This window comes from Psychrobacter sp. MES7-P7E (assembly GCF_002863645.1).
Classification (GTDB): Bacteria; Pseudomonadota; Gammaproteobacteria; order Pseudomonadales; family Moraxellaceae; genus Psychrobacter.
In genome coordinates this window covers 1-21,112 of record NZ_PJBU01000074.1, presented here as the reverse complement: position 1 = coordinate 21,112, position 21,112 = coordinate 1, and the positions used below count along the sequence as shown (strand labels likewise).

The 21,112-nt window shown below is 40.9% G+C and carries 18 protein-coding genes; 16 read left to right on the top strand and 2 right to left on the bottom strand.

What is annotated here, in order from left to right; all coding sequences use genetic code 11:
- Nucleotides 1–161: 161 nt before the first annotated feature.
- Together nadC and CXF62_RS03620 are read left to right on the top strand one after the other, a co-directional pair.
- Nucleotides 162–1,022, top strand: a complete 861-nt coding sequence (gene nadC / locus CXF62_RS03625; protein WP_102092953.1) for a carboxylating nicotinate-nucleotide diphosphorylase — start codon at nucleotides 162–164, stop codon at nucleotides 1,020–1,022.
- A gap of 302 nt (nucleotides 1,023–1,324) precedes the next feature.
- A complete protein-coding gene (locus CXF62_RS03620; protein WP_082624565.1) occupies nucleotides 1,325–1,966 on the top strand; it encodes a MarC family protein in 642 nt (213 codons plus the stop codon).
- 154 nt (nucleotides 1,967–2,120) lie between these two features.
- Here the strand turns inward: CXF62_RS03620 and CXF62_RS03615 are convergent, their stop codons facing one another.
- Nucleotides 2,121–2,723 carry a LysE/ArgO family amino acid transporter gene (locus CXF62_RS03615; RefSeq protein ID WP_102092952.1) on the bottom strand — a complete coding sequence of 201 codons (603 nt, stop codon included), beginning with the start codon at nucleotides 2,721–2,723 and terminating at the stop codon, nucleotides 2,121–2,123.
- 166 nt (nucleotides 2,724–2,889) lie between these two features.
- On the opposite strand from CXF62_RS03615, the gene CXF62_RS03610 reads away from it, so the two are divergent.
- From CXF62_RS03610 to CXF62_RS03600, 3 genes are all read left to right on the top strand, one after another.
- Nucleotides 2,890–3,618, top strand: coding sequence for a hypothetical protein (locus tag CXF62_RS03610; RefSeq protein WP_102092951.1), 729 nt, complete (start codon nucleotides 2,890–2,892; stop codon nucleotides 3,616–3,618).
- 173 nt (nucleotides 3,619–3,791) lie between these two features.
- The gene (locus CXF62_RS03605) at nucleotides 3,792–4,514 is read left to right on the top strand and encodes a hypothetical protein (RefSeq protein ID WP_102092950.1); all 723 of its coding nucleotides are present in this window, start codon (nucleotides 3,792–3,794) and stop codon (nucleotides 4,512–4,514) included.
- 40 nt (nucleotides 4,515–4,554) lie between these two features.
- Nucleotides 4,555–5,106, top strand: coding sequence for a hypothetical protein (locus CXF62_RS03600; RefSeq protein ID WP_102092949.1), 552 nt, complete (start codon nucleotides 4,555–4,557; stop codon nucleotides 5,104–5,106).
- 154 nt (nucleotides 5,107–5,260) lie between these two features.
- On the opposite strand, the gene rluB is transcribed toward CXF62_RS03600, so the two are convergent.
- Nucleotides 5,261–6,187 carry a 23S rRNA pseudouridine(2605) synthase RluB gene (gene rluB, locus CXF62_RS03595; RefSeq protein WP_102092948.1) on the bottom strand — a complete coding sequence of 309 codons (927 nt, stop codon included), beginning with the start codon at nucleotides 6,185–6,187 and terminating at the stop codon, nucleotides 5,261–5,263.
- Between the two features lie 628 nt (nucleotides 6,188–6,815).
- Between rluB and CXF62_RS03590 the strand changes: the two genes are divergently transcribed.
- The 11 genes from CXF62_RS03590 to CXF62_RS03540 all read left to right on the top strand — a co-directional run.
- Nucleotides 6,816–7,862, top strand: a complete 1,047-nt coding sequence (locus tag CXF62_RS03590) for a polysaccharide biosynthesis/export family protein (RefSeq protein WP_228153155.1) — start codon at nucleotides 6,816–6,818, stop codon at nucleotides 7,860–7,862.
- Nucleotides 7,863–8,070: 208 nt separating this feature from the next.
- Nucleotides 8,071–10,332, top strand: coding sequence for a polysaccharide biosynthesis tyrosine autokinase (locus tag CXF62_RS03585; protein WP_102092946.1), 2,262 nt, complete (start codon nucleotides 8,071–8,073; stop codon nucleotides 10,330–10,332).
- A gap of 58 nt (nucleotides 10,333–10,390) precedes the next feature.
- A complete protein-coding gene (locus CXF62_RS03580; protein WP_102092945.1) occupies nucleotides 10,391–12,400 on the top strand; it encodes a polysaccharide biosynthesis protein in 2,010 nt (669 codons plus the stop codon).
- A gap of 145 nt (nucleotides 12,401–12,545) precedes the next feature.
- Nucleotides 12,546–13,862, top strand: a complete 1,317-nt coding sequence (locus CXF62_RS03575; RefSeq protein ID WP_102092944.1) for an oligosaccharide flippase family protein — start codon at nucleotides 12,546–12,548, stop codon at nucleotides 13,860–13,862.
- A gap of 69 nt (nucleotides 13,863–13,931) precedes the next feature.
- Nucleotides 13,932–14,948: a glycosyltransferase family 2 protein gene (locus CXF62_RS03570; protein WP_102092943.1), complete on the top strand. Its 1,017-nt coding sequence runs from the start codon at nucleotides 13,932–13,934 to the stop codon at nucleotides 14,946–14,948.
- The gene (locus CXF62_RS03565) at nucleotides 14,941–16,131 is read left to right on the top strand and encodes a hypothetical protein (protein ID WP_102092942.1); all 1,191 of its coding nucleotides are present in this window, start codon (nucleotides 14,941–14,943) and stop codon (nucleotides 16,129–16,131) included. Before CXF62_RS03570 ends, CXF62_RS03565 begins: the two co-directional genes overlap by 8 nt.
- Nucleotides 16,132–16,144: 13 nt before the next feature.
- Entirely contained in the window at nucleotides 16,145–17,227 is a 1,083-nt protein-coding gene (locus CXF62_RS03560; protein WP_102092941.1) for a polysaccharide pyruvyl transferase family protein, read from the top strand.
- Nucleotides 17,224–18,270: a glycosyltransferase family 2 protein gene (locus CXF62_RS03555; protein WP_102092940.1), complete on the top strand. Its 1,047-nt coding sequence runs from the start codon at nucleotides 17,224–17,226 to the stop codon at nucleotides 18,268–18,270. Before CXF62_RS03560 ends, CXF62_RS03555 begins: the two co-directional genes overlap by 4 nt.
- Nucleotides 18,271–18,275: 5 nt before the next feature.
- Nucleotides 18,276–19,388, top strand: coding sequence for a glycosyltransferase (locus CXF62_RS03550; protein ID WP_228153154.1), 1,113 nt, complete (start codon nucleotides 18,276–18,278; stop codon nucleotides 19,386–19,388).
- A gap of 39 nt (nucleotides 19,389–19,427) precedes the next feature.
- Nucleotides 19,428–20,468, top strand: a complete 1,041-nt coding sequence (locus CXF62_RS03545; protein WP_102092938.1) for an EpsG family protein — start codon at nucleotides 19,428–19,430, stop codon at nucleotides 20,466–20,468.
- Nucleotides 20,468–21,112, top strand: a 645-nt coding sequence (locus tag CXF62_RS03540) for a glycosyltransferase family 2 protein (protein WP_102092937.1), incomplete at its 3' end; no start/stop codon positions are given. The genes CXF62_RS03545 and CXF62_RS03540, both read left to right, overlap by 1 nt.

The window sequence follows — 21,112 nt, the reverse complement described above, 5'->3', positions numbered from 1 at the left end:
CGATGAGCATCCAATAATATCTCGTACTTAACATAGCTAGCAAAACGAAAAATCTGTCACCTTTCCTTGCAGGGTCGCTAACTTTACGCTATATTTATGCTCATTTTGAGTTTAAATGACGAGCAGTTTCTATCAATATCATGCCTAGATAAGGGTCAAAGATGACAATTGAAAAAGAGCCAGCATTGGATGACGTATTGCTTAAACCATTGGTTGAGAATGCACTAACTGAAGATTTGGGTAGGCGTGGTGATGTAACGTCGCAAGCTACTATCCCAGCCGATATGCAAGCGCAGCTACAGATCAAGGCGCGGCAAGCAGGCGTGATATGTGGTATCGATTTGGCACGTTTGTCTTTTGCCTTAGTCGATGCACAAATTGAGTTTATTGCACAAGTACAGGATGGCGAAACAGTAGAGGCTGGCGCAGTGTTAGCGACCGTAAAAGGTAACGCGCGTCACTTGTTGACAGCAGAACGCACGGCACTGAACTTTATGACCCATCTCAGCGGTATTGCGACAGCGACCCGTCAGATTGTCGATAGTGTGGCCCAATATCCTGCGCAGATTACTTGTACACGCAAGACCATTCCAGGCTTACGTATCGTACAAAAATATGCGGTACGCTGCGGCGGCGGACGCAATCATCGCTTAGGGTTGGATGATGCGATTTTAATCAAAGACAATCATATCGCTATTGCTGGTGACATCAAAACGGCCATTCAGCAAGCCCAGAAATTTGCTGGGCATCTGATTCCTATTGAGGTCGAAGTCGATACGCTAGAGCAATTAGAGCAAGCACTCGATGCAGGTGTGAGTTTAGTGCTATTAGACAACATGTCGCCTGAAACATTATCGCAAGCGGTTGCTATGTGTCAGGGACGCGCAAAGACTGAAGCCTCAGGTGGTATTACGCCTGAAACGGTACAAGCGGCAGCAAGTACGGGAGTTGATTTTATCGCCATGGGTTATTTGACGCACAGTACTACTGCTTTGGATATTGGGCTAGATTTTAGTGCATAAATATAGATGTGCTAAAGGTTAATAGCGCTACATGCGCTCGATTTTATCGAAAAGACTATCAACGAGTTAGTAAAATGGTAATTTATACTGGTAGATTGTACTAACAACCTGTTAAATGTTTGTTTTTACACTGAAGCTTTACTAAGGTGACATATAGGCGTAACGGCGCAAAGTTAATGATTTTATTAGCTTATCTGCCTATGCTACAATGCTATTTTTAGTTGCCTATTGGGTCATCGTTGCACTCGCACGATGACCTTATCTTTTTGCACAAGCGGTATCAATAGACAAGCGAGCGCTCAGTGAATACTGAAATTATCAAGATAATCCTAGCCTTTATGGTATTGATCAATCCATTTAGCGCATTGACGTTGTTTTTGGATTTGACTCGCGGCTATTCGATGAACAATCGACGTAAGGTCGCGCGCGTTGCTTGTTTGACCATTTTTATTACCATCAGCTTTTTTACGATTGCAGGTGAAACGCTACTAAAAACCCTTGGTATTTCTATCGGCTCGTTCCAGTTGGCAGGCGGTATATTGGTATTTTTAATTGCGCTAAATATGATGAATGGAGAGGGTAACCCTGTTAAACCTGATCAAGAGAACTTCGATGTTGATCATGTGAAAGACGCGCCAGTCTCGATGGCAGCTGCCGTGGTTCCCCTCGCGATTCCAATGATGATTGGGCCTGGTGGTATCTCCACGGTTATCATTTACTCTTCACAAGTATCAGGTATTTTGCAGGTATCCGCTATCTTGATTGCTGGCTTATTCATCAGTCTGTTTTGCTATTTGGCATTGATGGCGGCAGGTCGTATCAGTCGCTTACTAGGCGATACTGGCTTGAACATCATGAGTCGAATCATGGGTATGCTATTGGCAGCCGTTTCTATCGAAATTATCGTTAATGGACTGCGTACGCTCTTTCCTAGCTTGATGTAAATGATCAATACAATATTGCTAACCATATATATATTTATACAGTGGTTAGCGGATATCGGATATCGACGTAATTTAGTTTATCCAATACGTCGTTTACTTAATATTCAGTTTATTCAACACTCAGCTTATCTATCATTTCCTAGTTATACTTCTATCAGCTTTGATACAAATGCCAAGCTAGATAGAGCATCAGTAACCCTACCAAAGCATCCAGTATGTTCCATGCCTTAGGCTTCTCAAATAGAGGCCTGAATAATCGTGCACCATACCCAAGCGCAAAGAAGAAAAAGAACGAAGCGCTAATTGCACCTGTGGCAAACGTCAATTTACTGCTTGCACCTGTAGAAACCATACCGACGAGTACCAATGTGTCTAGATAGACGTGCGGGTTTAGCCAAGTAAAACCAAAGCATAGTAATAAGGCTTTTTTTAAGCTAGTGACGACTTGTCCTTCGACAGTCAAAGCATGTGACACACGTACGCTGGCATACAAACTCTGCAAGCCATATCCTAATAAAAATATAACACCTGCTATTTTTGCGATATCTATAACGTGAGGATAGCGGGCCGTAACTGCACCAAAACCACCAACACCTGCTGAGATTAAAAACGCATCGCTCACCGCACAAAACAAGCAAACAAAAAGTATGTGCTCGCGTTTGAGGCCTTGTTTAAGTACAAAAGCGTTTTGGGAGCCAATAGCAATGATGAGAGATAACCCAAGTAGGAAACCAGAGATATAATCGGGAGCATTCATAATACGGTGCTTAACGGTTGGCGTGTAGGAATGGTGACATTTTGCTTACTGGCAGGCCAGCAAAAACCTGCTAAGATACGCTATTGAATGAATGTATGCAATATGCGCACAATGTGAGTGTAATAGACGAGGGGCAGAGCAAGTCATGGTAGTCAGTTTGACAAGAATGCTACAGTCATTTGGGCAAGCTCAAGATGACCTACCGACATTGGCAGCAAAGAATGCTCAGGAGATGAGTGTCAATCATGAACGGGATGCTGCTGCCAATAGTGATAGCAATCACGCAGTACAAGAGCGTTCTACACTGACTCCGCCTGAACGTGTAAACCGCATATGTGATGCGTTGGCACAAGTCAGTGATAGCCAATCATCCACGCCTTTGACTGATCGCTATCTGAGCAATCGTGCTCAAATGCGCCCAACCAATAGACCGCCTTTTGACCCAGATACTTTATGGTATCTCAAACATGGACGTTGTCCGATTATGACTGAGCTTGTTGATGTGGTCGATGAGGCCACCCTAAATGCCATGCCTATTGAAGCCGTTGCGATATTAGATCGTATCAACGGTAAGCTAAAGCGTTATCGTGAGTGGAGTAGTGAGCTAAACGAACAGCAACAGCAGCAACATAATGAGCGTCAGTTCGTCATCGACAAGCTAGTATCCGAAAGTATCCCTGAGGCATTGCGTCATTATGAGCAGCTACAACGCTTTAGTCCGCATCGCACCAAAAACAATATGGTGCAGGGCAAGATGACAGCCGGTGATATGCTGACAGATTTGTTTTTAGAGATTGATTATGAGCTTGACGAACTATTGGATGAATTGCATCAGACAGTTTTGAACCGCCTTGCCTCAACCCACCGTTATGTTAAGAGCCGTACGCAAAGTTAAATGTTCTTTGATGATGTTTTTTTGAACACTTGTAAAGGTTAAGTATTATCAAAAGACACAGTCGACCCAGTGCATAACAATATAGGGCTTTAATAGAGCCTTATTTTTTTGTTTAATAATAACAATCATAAGAAATCAGCCACGACATTCTGATAAGTAATAAGGACAATATAATGACCCAAATGACTGCGATGTTCGTAATGTTTGTTTTGTATGGGCTGTTGCCAGCGGCTGGGTTATATCTAGGTTATCGTGGCATTAAAAAAGTCACAGCACCCAAAATGCTCGAATATAAGGCGATGCCGCAACTGGGTTATATACCTGAAAAAAGCCTACCTGACGACGTTAAAACTGCTCTGGAGCAAATTAATACAAAGGGTGAAAAGCTGCGTGTCATGTATGGCGATACCAATAACGATGGCAAAATTGATGATAAAGATACTGTCAACGAAACTTATATTATGATTCAAAACCTAATGGATAGGCATGTGCCGCAAGCCGTCGCTGACTATCGCCGCTTGCATGATTTAGATGTGACGGATAGTGCGCTTGCTGACACTACCAAAATTAAACATTCTAATGTTACTGGTAAAGAAGCCTTGTTAGACGTGCTTAAGACAATTAACACACAGTTTGATGACCTGCTCAACGCGTCATATCATCAAGACGGTCAAAAACTACTTGCAACCAATCGCTATCTCCAAAAACGTTTTAACAATCTTGCTAGCAATACAGATATTCTAAAGCCCGATAGCAATGCCAGTAGTGATGTTAGTAGTGATGTTAGTAGTGGTGTTAGTAGTGGTGTTAGTAGTGGTGTTAGTAGTGATGTAAATATTCAAGCGATTGAAAGCCCAACTGGTGAAAATGTGAGTGCTAAAGACATTAAGCTGTAAATACAAAGTTGAACGGTGAAAGGGTAAAGAGCAAGCGTATATGAGTATCTTAATAGGCATCGGTATTGTAACGACCGTCACTACCTTTTATCTAGGTAGAAAAGGCTGGCAGGCTTTTCATAAAGCCGTCGGTATCTCACCTGGTGTGCTCACTTATCAGGATTATGATGCGCCCTTGTCATTAGCCACATTAAGCTTGCAGCAGCTAAAGTTAAATAAACAGCACTTAAAAAACTTGTCAGAGCAACAACTACGCCAGTTAAAAGATATCGATGAGAAAGTAAGCAGCTATCACGCTTATCAAGCAGCCCTACACGCTCAATATAAGACACCAGCGATAACAGAAGCACAGTTTGTATTAAGTAAAATGCTGCAAACACGGTTACCCGAGATGCTAGCTACTCACTATCAATTAACAAATATAAACGTCACTAATGAGAATAGCGAAAAGAGGTTAGAGGCTAGTGAGTTATTGCAGAGTGTTTTAGATAATATCGAACAGCGTTTGGATAGATTACTGGCACAAATGGACGAGGAGCAGCTAAAAGAGCTGCGAGTCATGAAACACTATATTAATAGTCACGATAGCTGAGCCGCTATTTTTATACTAAGCGACTGTGACCTCTGTAAACTGTGACGCCTATAAAAAGACATAAAAAAGCGGTCAATGACTATTTATCATTGACCGCTTTTTTATGTTTATTCTAAATCTATTCAAGACTTAGAATAATGTTAACCCAATTTAACTAGCGCTTATCATTGCGATTACGGGTGTTACGTGTACCGCGGCTGGCAGGGCTAGCACTACTTTTAGGTTTCGCGCTGCTGTTGCGGTTATCGCTACGAGTATCAGTGCGACGCGCTTTAAGCGGCTTGTTTCTGATACGTTCTTGTTTTTCTTTGGCTGCGCCATGTAGACCCGTGCCATAACGTGGGCGTAAGCTGACCAAATCCGTCAACGTATTGATTTCTTTTTTATCAAGCTCTAAGAAACGACCAGTACGTAGCTCTTTTGGTAGAACAATCGTGCCATAGCGTGTACGTAGTAGACGACTAACTTTTAGACCTTGTGATTCAAACAAACGACGTACTTCGCGGTTACGGCCTTCTTTTAGCTGGACGTGATACCACTTGTTGACGCCTTCGCCGCCGCCTTCTTTGATGTCTTCAAATTTTGCAAGGCCATCTTCTAGCATGACGCCAGCGGTCAATGCACGGGCGATATCAGGCGTTACTTCACCCAATACACGTACCGCATATTCACGAGTGACTTCACCAGATGGATGCATCAAGCGATGCGCCATTTCGCCATCATTAGTAAATAACAATAGGCCAGTTGAGTTGATGTCCAAACGTCCAACCATTACCCAGCGGTCATGCGTCAGCTTTGGCAAACGTTCAAAGACAGTTGGGCGGCCTTCTGGATCTTTAGCCGAGCAAACTTCGCCTTCAGGCTTGTAGTAAGCGATAACACGGCGACGCTTCTCATTTTCAGAAGTGTATTTGATTTGACGGCCATCAACGCGAATCTCATCACCTTGCGAGACGCGATCACCGATGGTCGCAGGACCATTGTTAACCGTTACGCGGCCAGATTTGATGACTTCTTCCATTTGACGGCGTGAACCAAGTCCCATACGGGCGAGTGCTTTCTGTAATTTTTCGTCTTTCATCATAATATCCTTGAGTCGGTGGGTTACATTTCTCAATGTAAAAAATTGGATTGACTATTCTACGCTATTTTAACAAATTTAGCACGTAAACCAATAGCTTACTGATTATTAATGCATAAGCAAACATTGTGCTAATCAATAAAAGTTTATTAGTCGTATACGAAATATAGACTCGAAGAGTCTTAGTGACTGACTATATAAGTTAATACATAGATACAAACACTTACACTACTCCGGCATTAAAGGGATAGTTCCAATCATAAATGCAATCGAAACAATCCTTTATTAAGTTAAAGTTTTTCAAATTAAAAATAAAAATTTTATTTATGACGAAGCTGTTTTCACTTGCGTTTTTTTATCGCTCAACAATCTAAAAGTCGATATAAATTTTTGCAATTAGCCGAAAATAAAGGGCTTGATGAGAAATTGCAAAATAGTCACTTAATTATTTTATGGCAAGTTATATGTATTGCACTGAATATATTTTAGGTGTATATTTATTAAATATATTCTTTTTTACGAATATAAATGCTGTGGTGAGGTTTCCTGGTTTGATTCACAAATATAAATATGAGTAACTGTTATGGTTAATAAATATTTCATTTTTGTACACAGACGCTTCCTGGTAATGAGCATATTTTGCTTATTTCTAATGGGGTTGTTTAGTGGCTGTACGATCAACTCAGGACTTCAGTCAGGAAATCTTCCTGAATCTGGCACCTTTACCGCAGAAAACGGCCTTCAATTTCACATTCAGCCTTTAAGTCTGGCAACTTTACCGCGTACAGCGCTGGCTACTGTTACTCAAGATCTCTCTCATTTGATCAAAACCTCTGGACGAGTCAATTATGGCATTGCGAAAGGGGATGTGCTGAATATCATCCTTACCAATTATCCAGATATTAATGCGTCAACTGCTAGCTTAACGGTAGATCAACAAGGGTATATACAGTTTCCATTGATAGGCAGAGTCCAAGCCAGTGGGCTGAGCGTGCCGCAGTTCACCGCTACGTTGCAAAGCAAACTACAGCGCTATCTCAAGTACTCAGATCCTCAAGTCAAAATCATCAATTACCGTGGCAGCAAGTTTTTCGTAGATGGTGCGGTGAAGCAGTCTGGTGAGTTTGCTATTGCTGATGTGCCAGTGTCGGTATATGGGGCTATCTCTATGGCAGGTGGTACCACTGAGACAGGCGATTCAAACAACATTGTGCTCAACCGTCAGGGCAACAGCTATCGCTTAGGAGTGCAGTCACTACATAAAATGGGGCTGTCTGCCAATCAAATCTATCTGCGGGATGGTGACTCTATTCATGTCAATAATCAAAGCCGCAATAAGGTCTACGTATTGGGTGAATTTGGCAAAATTGAGCCAGTTGCGATTCCAGAACAGGGACTAAGTTTGGCGCATGTATTGGGCGAGTCAAATGGACTAAATTCCAATACGGCTAACGCAGCCAAAGTATATATCGTGCGCGATAACCCTCAGCACCAGTACACAAATATCTATTACGTCGACATGCAGAGCATCACAAGCTTGGCACTAGCCAGTCGCTTTGACATGCAGGCCAATGACATTCTTTATGTGGATCCAACAGGCTTGGCCCGCTGGAATCGTGTGATTAGCGCGATACTACCGTCAACCTCTGCCATCAACGTGATATCAGGGTTATAAATGATAGCTAGTGAAAATACTGGATGTGCTTTGAATTTAAATACTGAGATTAAATGAGATAAGAATAGAAAGTAGAGTGATAGGTTTTATAAGGTGCGATGAGGCAGAGAGCAATCTAACTGCGGTCAAGGGCAGTCAAGGGCAGTTAGGGTCTTGAAGCTAAGCGAAAGCTATTAAGCGATTTACATTGAATAATGGGTATATGGTTATGAATAATATAGATTCAAAAGACCTATCGACACCTAAGGGTGACAACGACAATGACAACATCGACTTAACGGCGCTGGTTTTGGTTTTGTTGCGTGGCTGGAAAGTCATAGCGCTCATGGCAGCAATCGGACTCTTAATAGGATTTTTTTATACACGCTATATTAATCCAACCTTCAAGTCTGATGCGCTAATCCAAATTGAAGAAAATTCCCAAGGAGTCGATGCGCTTGGGGCGAATATCTCAGAGTTGGTCGGAGAAGAAGTGAGCAAGGCTGAGGCAGAAGCCGAGCTCATACGGTCTCGGATGATACTAGAGCCAGTCGTCGATATGCTACATCTAGACATCAAACTGACCGATCCTAATATTGGCTATCTCGATAAAATAACAAACGACCGCATTAACACTCAGTTGAACACGAATGATGGTGTGTCTCTGAGCACAAAAAACGGTTCCGTACAAATCAATCAGTTCGATGTGTCACCAGCGTATTTAAACCAATCTTTTACGCTATCACAGTCTGACACAGGGTTTGTCCTGAGCAATGGACTAGATGATTTTAAAGGACAGTTAGGTCAGCCGCATCAGTTCAATGGGGTAAACGGTGAGATTAATATTACAGTGACTGAGCTACCTACAGACGGTTATCCTATTGGCATCACTAAGCAGGCCTTAAAGACCACGACAGACGCAATTAATAGCGAATTGTCTGTGGAAGAAAAAGGCGATAAAACCAACATTATTCAGCTGTCGATGACAGGCACAAACCAACAGCAAATAACGACCACACTTGATCAGATAGTCCAGTCATATATCGATCAAAACCAATCTCGTGGTACGGAAGAAACGACCAAAACATTGGCTTTTATGGAGACGCAGATTCCAGCGTTAAAAGAGAAATTAGACACCTCTGAAGCTCAGTTCAATGAGTTTCGTAAAAAACACGGCACCATCGATGTAGGTAAAGAAGCTGAGCTATTACTAAATGAAAAGTCTCGAATCGATGAGCAGCTTAATGATCTCAAATTAAAGAGAGCCGATCTAACGACTTACTATACCAATGAACACCCACTCGTCATCCAGATCAATGAGCAACTAAAAGTCCTCAACAGTCGAATAGGAGCGATAGGTAGCACCGTCGCAGGACTGCCTGAAATACAGCGAGAGTTCTTAAAGCTATCAGAAGATACAGCTATCAATAGAGAGATTTACCTCACGCTGCTCAAAAATTATGAACAACTAAAAATCGTTAGAGCTGGTCAGGTTGGTTATGCCCGTATTCTAGATAGACCGACTAGTACCTTCGATGCCATTGCACCAAACAAATTCCAAATTATGCTGTTGGCGCTACTCGTAGGTACTGTACTTGGGGTGATGCTGGTTTTAATCAGAAACTTAATTAGAAATGTCGTAAAGGACCCAGAGCATCTAGAATCTAAAACGGGAATTCCTGTTATTGCAACGATTCCACGTTCGACCTCGATATCTAAGCTAGGTAGGAACAAAAAAAATACTGGTCGGATGCTTGCTCACGTTGATCACAATGGCTTGAGCTATGAAGCAATTAAAAATTTACGGACAAACCTTTTATTTGGTAAGACGACGAAGACAGTAGATGAGAAATCCGCTCAGACCATATTAATCACTGGAGAAAGCCCAGGTGTCGGTAAGTCTTTTATTACGGCCAATTTATCTGAGGTATTTGCACAGCTTGACAAAAAAGTGCTGATTATCGATGGAGATATGCGTTTAGGAGAGCTGCACAAAATGTTTGGTATGAATCCAGACAGTGGTCTCACAGACTACTTACTGCAGGATAAAGATAGCTCTCTATCAGATAATGAGCCTCGGTTAGATATTGACATGGCTAAGTTAAACCTTGAAAGCTTTATTCAGCCGACTGGTATGGAGCATATCGACCTTATATCGCGGGGACGACCATCGCATAATCCGACTTCGTTATTGATAGGAGAGAGGTTCAATCATTTGATGGTAGCGCTCAAAACGAAGTACGACTATATCGTTATCGATGCGCCGCCTATATTGGCTGCATCAGACGCCATGGTGTTGGCACAGCACGCAGACAAAGTACTGATCGTTACCAAATTTGATCATTCAGTAGAAGGTCAGTTGGTCTATGCCATTAAACAGATGAGTAAAGCAAACATACAAGTCGATGGCATCATATTAAATGACATACAGCAAAGTATCTTGAACCGGTACAGCTATCACTACCATTATGCTTATGGACACAATTCGTAGTCAGCTACTGTTCATTGTCCATGGCAAACGAGCGACATAACTTAAGTAGGTGGATCTTATGTTTATAAAAACAGAGTCTAACAATGCTTATCAAACGCCAAGTGACCTCAATCGATGGTCGAGGCGTATGACGCTGTTTTTATTAGCTTTACCACGCTTTGCTAAATGCTCTATCTTATTTGGTATCGATTTTTCAGTTGCTGTCCTTTGCTTGGTAGCGGCATTGGCATTGCGTCAGGGTTATGTCGATGATCAAATCGGTCTTACGGTATTAGCTTTTTATGCATTGATACCTGTCGTCAGCTTATATCTGATTGGCTTTTATAGAGGTGCTTCTAGAGGATTTTTCGATGCTGCGATGGGTCGAGTACTACAGTTGTTTTTATTACTTATTATCGTTTATCAGTTCATCATTTATGTGAACCCAGTGTCAACGATGCCGCGCTCAGCGCCAATCATATTTTTGTTCTTATTCTTTATTTGGTTATGGAACAGTCGGCTAATGATTCGTGGGTTGCTGAATCGACTACAGAAACCAGACAATCAAGATCGCCTAGATAGTTGCTGCGATAACGTGATTATTTATGGTGCAGGATCGGCTGGTAGAGAGCTATTAGAGAGCTTGAGACATTCTCATAAATACAATGTAGTGGCATATATCGATGATGATCCGCAGCTGATAGGGGCTTATTTACATGGTAAAAAAATATATGCTGCTCATGCGTTACCTTGGTTAATAGAAAAATTAAATGTCGCGCAAGTGATTTTGGCAATGCCTTCTATGAGCCGTGGTCGTAAAAAACAGATTATGGATAGCCTGTCAGGTGTTTCTGTCAAATTAAAAGATTTACCGAGCTTACGAGAGCTTGCTGATGAGATCGTAACAGTCAGCCATATACGGCCAGTTGATATATTAGATGTGCTTGAAAGAGAGACTGTAGAACCAGTTGCTGAGCTCCTCCAAAAAAATATTACGGGTAAAAACGTACTCGTGACAGGCGCAGGGGGTTCTATTGGTAGTGAGCTGTGTAGACAAATCATGAAAAATAAACCTGCATGTTTGGTGTTATACGAGCAGTCTGAATATGCTTTGTACACAATCGATCAGGAACTTAGAAGCCTTGTCGCTAGTAATGTTATTAGTAATATTGAATATCAAGATACTGAGATTGTTAGCATCATTGGAAGCGTGGGTAACGAAAAAAAATTAATCAATATATTCGAAAAATACCATATAAAAACGATTTATCATGCTGCAGCATACAAACATGTACCGATTGTCGAGTCCAATCCATTTGAAGGCACGATTAATAATACTAAAGGCACCTACCATTGTGCCTGTGCCGCGATAAAGGCTCACGTTGATACATTTGTATTGATCTCTACTGACAAAGCAGTGCGACCGACCAATGTCATGGGTGCCTCCAAACGCTTGGCTGAACTTGTCTGCCAAGGACTGAGCCAAAGCAACAGTCATACGTGTTTTAGTATGGTGCGTTTCGGTAACGTTTTGGGTTCATCAGGCTCCGTAGTGCCACTATTCACCAAACAAATTGAGCAGGGTGGTCCGATTACCATCACCCATCCAGACATCACGCGCTACTTTATGACCATACCAGAAGCGGCCAGTTTGGTTATTCAAGCAGGGGCTATGGCGTTCGGTGGTGAAGTATTTGTGCTTGATATGGGTGCGCCCGTCAAAATTGTGGATCTTGCAAAACGTATGATTCGTCTGACAGGGTGCGAGCTAAAAGATGCGAGGAACCCTAATGGTGATATCGAAATTGTGTTTACTGGATTGAGACCAGGTGAAAAGCTCTATGAAGAGTTAATCATTGGTGCCGACAACATAGAAACCACGTTTCATCCACTCATTATGCAAGCAATGGAGCATAGTTTTCCATTGGAAGACATCGAAGCTATCTTGTTTGAGTTTATCGAAAGATCAAAGCGGCACGATATTGAATGGTTGAAAGCACAGTTTAGGACCTTCGTTGAAGGCTACCGAGAAGGCGATGAAGCTGATGTCACAAAGACAGATGTAGAGCAGTTAGAGGTGGTCGGTTAAGTAGTAGTAATGATACTAAGTAAGGGTATTAAATAGCGGTGATAAGGTTGATATTGAAGAGATGATGAAATCACTTATTGGTAAGATTGTTTAGGATATGGTGATTTATATAAATGCTGTGACATACCAAATTGGATGATGAGTAATGGCCTCTGAAGTGTTTTTATCGATACAGAGCGTAATCAGTCGATTGAAAGCCAGTCACTTTGTACGAGATGTGGCCATGGTTGGCGGCGGTATTGCTGCTGGTCAGGCAATCGCTATGGTCTTTATGCCGTTTCTCACCAGATTATATAGTCCTGAAGATTTTGGTATCGCTGCCGCATTTGCCGCAGTCATCAGTATTATTACTCCGATTGCGACCATGGGTTATGCCAATGCCATTGTGATGCCTGACAGTGACGAGGATGCCGCTGCCATTATCAGATTGTCTGTATTGCTCAGTTTGTTTATAGCGGCTATAGCGTTCATCGCTGTCTATTTCGGCAATGTTTATTTGGCACGATGGACGGGTATGGAAGGTGCACCATATATGTTGTATCTCATACCGTTGACGCTATTGGCTGGCGCGTTTCTATCTGTTGCTGATCAGTCTGCTATCAGGGTAGGTTTGTTTAAAGCCAAAGCTCGTGCATATGTAGAGAGCAAGCTTGTGACAGATACCAGTAAGTTGATAGGGGGTATGTGGGCCCCCTCTGGTATGTTGCTTATTTTATTGACGATAGCAGGGCAGATCACGAATTTTATAATGCAAATGCTCCGTGTGCCTAGGATTGGTGTATTAAATGTCCGAAATTGGTTTGGCACGATTGGTATCCGTAACGCCGCTATATCTCAGCGTGACTTTGCCATATATCGCATGCCACAGAGTATGCTTAATGCTGCTTCAGTAGGGTTGCCAACTATCTTATTAGCATCACTATTTAGTGCTTCTTCTGCTGGGCAGTATTCGTTGGCTATTCTTGTACTTGGTGCACCAGCGATGTTGCTAGGCCAAGCTGTTGGAGAGGTTTTTTACCCTAAGATTACGCGTGCGATCACAGCAAAGTCACCAGAAGCTTATCAATTTTTATTAAAAGTGACGGTAATTCTATTGGTGGTTGGTATTGTTCCATTCGGTACAGTGTTCGTTTTTGGCGATTATCTTTTTTCTTTAGTGTTTGGCGCAGAGTGGGCATTAGCAGGTAGTTATTCACAGTGGCTTTCTATTTGGCTTTTGACCAGCTTGGTATCGGGTGCGAGTACTGCAGCATTGCCAGCATTGCGTTTGCAGCGTTTTCTTTTGATTAGAGAGATTTTTGCAGTGATATTTCGTGCTGCAGCGCTGTATATAGGGTTTTACGTTTTTGAGTCAGATATGGTAGCCATTGCCCTGTTCTCATCTGTTGGGGTATTGCTTAGCTTATCTATCGTTTATGTCGCTTTTCGGCGTCTGGTTCATATCTATAAAGTGCAGCAGTAGGTAAATATGTTGACTGCGTTGGATGGCACAAAGGATATGCATTAGAAGTCTCAACTCAAGAGGCTCACTATGATTTCAGTTATTATCACCGCATTTAATGCCGCTGCTACTATTGATCGTTGTATTGGTAGTATTGACGTTGCGAAAAAGAATCATGAGATTGAATTGATCATTATTGATGATGGTTCTGATGATGAAACTGCTAGGTTATTGCACAGGTGGGAAAGTGATAGGGCATGGGTTACGGTGAAATATCAAAAAAATGGGGGCGTGGCAGATGCTCGTAATACTGGGCTTGATATCGCAACCGGCGACTACATCGTTTTTATAGATGCGGACGACACTATCGATGATTGGTATTTTGACTTTGTCATTGCACAAATGGTTGATCGGAATATCGAAATGTTGGCGTTTGGTCATAAGCGCATCATGTTAGATGACTCTGTTATCGAGCGACGTAACATTACAGCAGAATATTCACGGCAAGACATTAAAATGCTACAGCTGAGAGTGACAGAGAATAGAAATATATATTGGTATGTAACTACCAAGGTTTATAGCAAAAGCCTGATAGCGGATTTACGGTTTAATTGTGACATAAAGCTTGGTGAAGACGGTATTTTTAATATTGAGTGCTTGGGTAAATCGAACCATTTATCTGTCGTACCCGACTGTCCATATAACTACTATGAAAATGCCACTTCGATGACGAGTTTGCAATATAAGCCAGGGCTGCTCGAGTCTATTGAAGCAGACTATAACGCTAGAGTCAGGATACATGACTGGTCTATCAGTGCTACTGAGAGACAAATACTGCTATCAGATTTTGCCCGTAGTTATATCGAGCATATGCTGCCATATTTACTCAATAATTTGGCTCATATTCAGATGAGAAAACGCCATGCAGAGTTGATAAAAATACGCCAGTCTTTCGTTTATCAGAACTGTTTGCCACATTACCATCAATGGCACCCAGCACGCTGTATTCGTATTTTGATTTCATGTTTTTCACGACGTTGGTATGTGATGACATTGGCTTTTTTACAACTGTCTTGGTCTAAAGCGAAGGTAAAAAAACATGTTTAATATTGATTTGTTTCCTCAGGCATTAAAAAGTGACGAAAATGGACAGACTCGTTCTTGTTTGCTGAAAAAAACAACCATGGGTGAAAGTGTCACTGAGCAAGAGTTGTGGTTTGCATATCCTATCAATCTACCAATGCCAGCAGATGATGATTGCGACTCTTATTTGTTAGCCACATTGTTGCCTGCGATGCAGCTGCGTGCGGCTATTCGTGTCCATGGCAGCGTGTCCCATGAGCTATTAGCCAACCTGACAGAACTACAGTATGTCTGGAATAAATGGTTACCAGAGCGTTATTTTTTGATTGATATACAAGTTGATCGTATTAGAGCGCGCGACGTACAAGTAGAAGGTGCGATTGCTGCATTTTCTGGTGGCGTGGATGCTCAATTTACCGCTTATCGTCATGCGACAGGCAGAGCAGGATATGCCACGCGAGATATTAAGGCAGGGGTTTTTGTGCATGGTTTTGATATACCTTTAGATGATACAGAAGGTTTTGATAGTGCTGTAGAGATAGCAACCAAAGTACTTTCTGATATTAACGTTGATCTACTGCCCGTTAAGACGAATGTTCGAACATTGTGGTCTATCGATTGGGAAGAATATCACGCGGCTGCCATTGCTTCCGTTCTATGTGGATTGAAACGATATGCAGGAATTGGACTCATCGGTAGTGGCGATTCTTATGATGTATTACTTACTCCATGGGGTTCACACCCCATAACAGATCCATTATTGAGCGGTGGCAATTTTAGAATTATTCATGATGGTGCAGGATTTCGTCGATCTGAGAAGTTAATCATTCTTTCAAATTGGTCTATAGGCATACGAAATTTACGTGTTTGCTGGGCTGGTAATAAGCATGATAGAAACTGCGGTCACTGTGAAAAATGTGTACGAACTCGACTGAATCTCTTACTTGCAGGTGTTGATAATCCTGCTTGTTTTGACACCCCGATAGATTCGTCACTTTTCAGGTTTATGGTTTTGAAAAGTGACGCTGTACGCATAGACTGGTATCTAATTCGTCAAGAAATGATTGAAACGGGCAAGGGTCTTGAATGGCTTCCATACATTGAAAAAGTACTCAAACGTAAATCATCTCCAAAATTGAGTGGGTTATTACCTTTTGGGTCAAAGCGTCGCATGTGGGTAAAAAAGATGTTAATGAGAAATAAATAAGGGAGTGTCAAAAATGAATACTACCGCCATAAAAAAACTCATACCAATTAAACTGAAACAACACTTAGTTACTTATAGGGGCGCGCGAGATTTTCCTTTGCCTAGTAGTAATCGATGCTTCATTTTTCTGGCAGCTGACTACGGCAATATTGGTGATATTGCTATCTCTTATGCTCAAAAGCAATACTTGCAACATGTGATGACTGATTATGAAGTTGTCAGTGTTCCTATTAGTCAAACCAGATTGGTGCTTAATTCGATTAAACAACAAATACAACAGAGGGATATTGTCACTATTATTGGGGGAGGCAATATGGGTAGCTCGTATCCTGATATTGAGGAGCTGCGCCAATTAGTTATCAATACGTTTCCTACGAATCGCGTTGTGTGTTTTCCTCAGACCTTAGATTGGAGTGATTCTGCTAAGTCTAAGCGAGCATTGCATCGTATTGTAAAGGTCTACGCCAAGCACCCAGATATACACATTTTCGCTAGAGAGTCGATGACAGCGGCCAAACTTATCAAGCTTTTTGCTGAGTATAGCAATGTCCATGTTGGTCTTGTGCCAGATATCGTTATGAGTGCAAACGCAGCAGTACTTGGGACGAAAAATGACGTAGAGTCGTCAACTATTCTGCGATGCTTACGGAATGACAAAGAAGCTGCTCTATCCACTGAACAATACGGCTTTATAGATAAAGCCTTAGCAGATACTGACTATCATATTGAAAAGACAGATACTCATGCTGGCGGCTCTCAATTGGACGAAGCACATTGCAAAAAATTATTGACTGACAAGCTTAGCCAGTTTCGATCTGCAAAATTGGTCGTGACTGACCGCCTACATGGCATGATTTTATGTTTACTATCGGGTACACCTTGCTTGGTATTGCCGAACTCCAATCATAAGATAAGGCAAACGCAGTTAGACTGGTTACGTAATCATCCAAGACTTGTGTTTTTAGAACTAGATGAGGTTGCTGAGATTTCGAAACATATCGACAAACTGCTATTTTTGTCTCACGGTACGATGAATGAGTCACCCGTTCATATCAATGAATACCATGATCTAGAAAAATCGGTGGTTATTATATGACTAGCGTAGCAAAGCCATTGGTGAGCATTATCGTGCCAGTATACAACGTCGCGTTATATATTGACGCTTGCTTAGAAACTATCAAGCAGCAAACGTATAAGAATATTGAAATTATTGTCGTTGAAGATTGCTCTACTGATAATTCAAAACAAGCGCTTGCCTTACATCTCACAGATAAGCGTATCAGAGTCATTCAACATAATGAAAACAGCGGTCTTTCTGCTGCTCGCAATACTGGTATTAAATCTGCAGTAGGTGATTATATGATGTTTGTTGATTCTGATGACATTGTAGATACTCGCTTAGTGGCAGCTTGTGTAGATTGTGCTCTTACTACGAATGCAGAAGTAGTGACATATGGTTTTGCACCGTTCAAAGAAGGAGCGGCAGAGAATGAACTACCGTATCCAGCTGCTAGCTTGGCATCCGAGACAACCAAGATAGACGATTCGTATTTTAGCCTACCGCATTTTGCGTGGCTTAAATTTATTAAATCCAGTGTCGTGCAAACGGCTTCTCTAAGTTTTCCAGTGGGTTTGTATTACGAGGATTGGCCTTTCCATTGGCATCTTGGCTTATCTACTAAGGTTAGATATCAGTTGCCTATTAATTTTTACCTGTATAGACAGCGAGGCACGTCGATTACGGGTTCAACAGATAAAAAGCTATTAGACCTTTTCGTTATTCATTCAAAAGTCATGAATCTAGTAGAAGACTATCAAGCTAATGAAGTTAAAAAAATACTTGCCAATAAAATCAGACAAAGTCATTGGAGCATTCTCACCCGTATAGACAATGAGTATTTAATAAGGGCACTGGCACAAGCTAAAAAAGCAGATAAAACACTACGTTTAAATGGTTATCAGAACAATTTGACGTTAAGAAATATAGTGATCAGCAATATAGCACGTATGCCAAGCCAAATTGCGCTGCCTATAATGCAGGTGCTTCGTAAAGCATTAAAGAAAGAAACAAGGTTAAAAGGAAGCAAATTGGAAATAGTTACAAGAAGCAAAGTTGGCTTTATGTTTCTTAAAAGGTAAATGATATGACTATCCGGAGAGTGCTGCACATAGTGGGAAAAATGGATCGTGCTGGGGCAGAGACCATGCTTATGAATTTATACCGTCATATAGATCATAGCCAGATTCAGTTTGATTTTGTCACTTTTACCGACGAGATCGGCGACTATGATGCTGAGATAATAGCGTTGGGCGGTAGGGTTATACCGATTTTAGCTGGTCATTCATTAACGCGCATGCTCAAACTTAAAAAATTCCTTAAACAGCAGCCTGATTATCAAATCGTTCATGCTCATATGCTATTAAACAATGCTTTTCATCTGTTGGCTGCTAAAGGTGCTGGCGTGCCGCATCGCATTTCTCACTCTCATAGCACCAGTAATGGTAAAACCAATATTATTAAAAAAATATATGAACAATGGGCATTAATTACCAATCGTACATTGGCTACTAAGAGAATCAGCTGCGGTGATCGTGCTGCAAATTACTTATTTGGTACTACAAAAGATGTTTGGCTACTGCCCAATGCTGTTGATATACAGAAGATGATATCAGTCGCTAACCAATCACGGCATTATATCAATCAGGAGTTTGGTGCTAAAAGACTTGGAGATGAAGGGTTAAAAATCATCCAAGTTGGTCGTCTCAATGAGGTTAAAAACCATCAGTTTTCTTTAGAAATCGCTGAGCAGCTGAAAAAACGTCAGATCGACTTTACCTTATATATCGTTGGACAAGGTCCATTGGAAGACCAGTTAAGACGACAAGTGAAAGAGCAGGCCTTAGGGGATAACATTAAGTTTTTGGGTATGCGTACTGATATTACTGAGTTAATGGCCAGTGCTGACTATATGATTATGCCATCCCTGCATGAAGGTTTCCCAGTAGTCTTAGTAGAAAGCCAGACAGTAGGACTTATGGCATTGGTTTCTGATCAAGTATCAAATGAAGTAGATTTAGGACTTGGACTTGTATGTTTTTTGCCTATACAGTCAGCCAATGTTTGGGTGGATAGTTTGCTGAGTTTTCAGCCTCCAATATCCAATGAAGCAGAAGTAATAAAGACGCTAAATTTACATGGCTTTAGCGCCGCGACCAATTCGCAGAAGTTAACGCAAATGTATTTGAATATGCGATAAGGCTTTTACTTAATATTCAGCTACTTTATAGAGGATTAAATGCTTCCTTATCTGTTAGTCCTTAGCCTTGTTGTTTTCTGGATAGTACTGGAGAAAAAATCTCTCAATCGTACGTCTTTTTGGCTGCCCTTAATTACTTTAGCCCTATTCGCAGGCGGTCGTAGCTATTGGGTCGGTACGGATACTGCAAACTATATCAGAAATTTTAATAATAAATTGAGTCCTGAGTCCTTTAGATTTAATGAAGATGTTGAGTACGGCTACCAGCTATTTGAGTATTCATTACTGCATGTGACGAATAACTATTTTTGGCTACTGATCATCACCAGCTTGGTTATCGTCTATTGCTATTTAAGAATCATCAGAAAATACAGTGTGAACTATTGGCTCTCTGTATTTCTGTTTATTACGCTAGGCGTCTATACCTTTTCATTCAATGGATTGCGTCAAGGAATCGCAATGGCTTTGTTTACTTTAGCCATTCCTTATCTGCTAGAGAAACGGCTTTTTCCTTATCTATTAATATGTGCCATTGCATCGTTTTTTCATATCACGGCTTTATTTATCATTCCATTTTATTTGATTGTAAATTTGAGAGTGAAGCCAGCTTATAAAATACTTGCGACGTTTTTCGGGTCTTTATTCGTTAGTAGGTTACTCGTATCTTATATTTCATCTACTAATGATCGATATGAAGACTATGCAAAAGTATCTGAAGAGTCAGGCGGGTTTTTGACACTTGGGTTTTACACAGTGCTTATGCTTCTCATAATTGTTGCAAGCTATGTATATAAAATTAAAGATAAGACCTTTCAACAGCTATTGATGTTTTATGCGTCAGGCGTAGTTTTTGTCATACCGCTAGCGCTGTTAGGTACTAGCGCTTCAGGCCCGCAAAGAATCATTTCGTATTTCACATGGACTTTGATTTTATTACTGCCTGTGGTTTTGAAAAAGATAAATAATATTTATGTCTATATCATCAGTGTGTTTATCTTCCTGGTGTATTTCATATTGACGACATCAAAGTTCAGCAATCTGAGTCCTTATATTATCAATCCTATGTTTGAGGTGTTCTGATGAAAAGTCGCGCTTATATCTCAATTGGCATTCCATTTTATAATACAGAAAACTATCTAGAAGATGCTATATGTTCAGTTTTAGCTCAAACGTATCAATATTGGGAATTGATTTTAATTGATGATGGTTCTTCCGATAAGTCATTGGAAATTGCTAGAGATTTTGAGAGTAGAGATACTAGGATCAGGGTGATATCTGATGGTTTAAATAAAAAATTACCCTATAGATTAAATCAAATTGTTCGTGAAGCCAAATATGATTATATTGCACGTATGGATGCTGATGACTTGATGAGTAACCATCGTCTTGAGAAGCAAATACAAGTATTAGAAAGTAATAAGGAAGTTGATTTCGTTACTACAGGTTGTTTTACCATTGGTAAAAATAATGAGCTGACAGGTGTGCGATTAGGTGATAATTACCAAATGAATGCAAAAATGATTCTAGAGGGAGTGACTAATCTGTTACATGCTTCGCTATTAGCACGTAAAAATTGGTATATAAGAAATAATTATGATGAAAGTAGAATTTTGGCAGAAGATTTCGATTTATGGTTACAAGCTGCAAAAAATAATGACTTAAATTATTTAGTTGTTGAACAACCTTTATATTGGTACAGAGTTGTTGAGAATGTAACTGTAAAA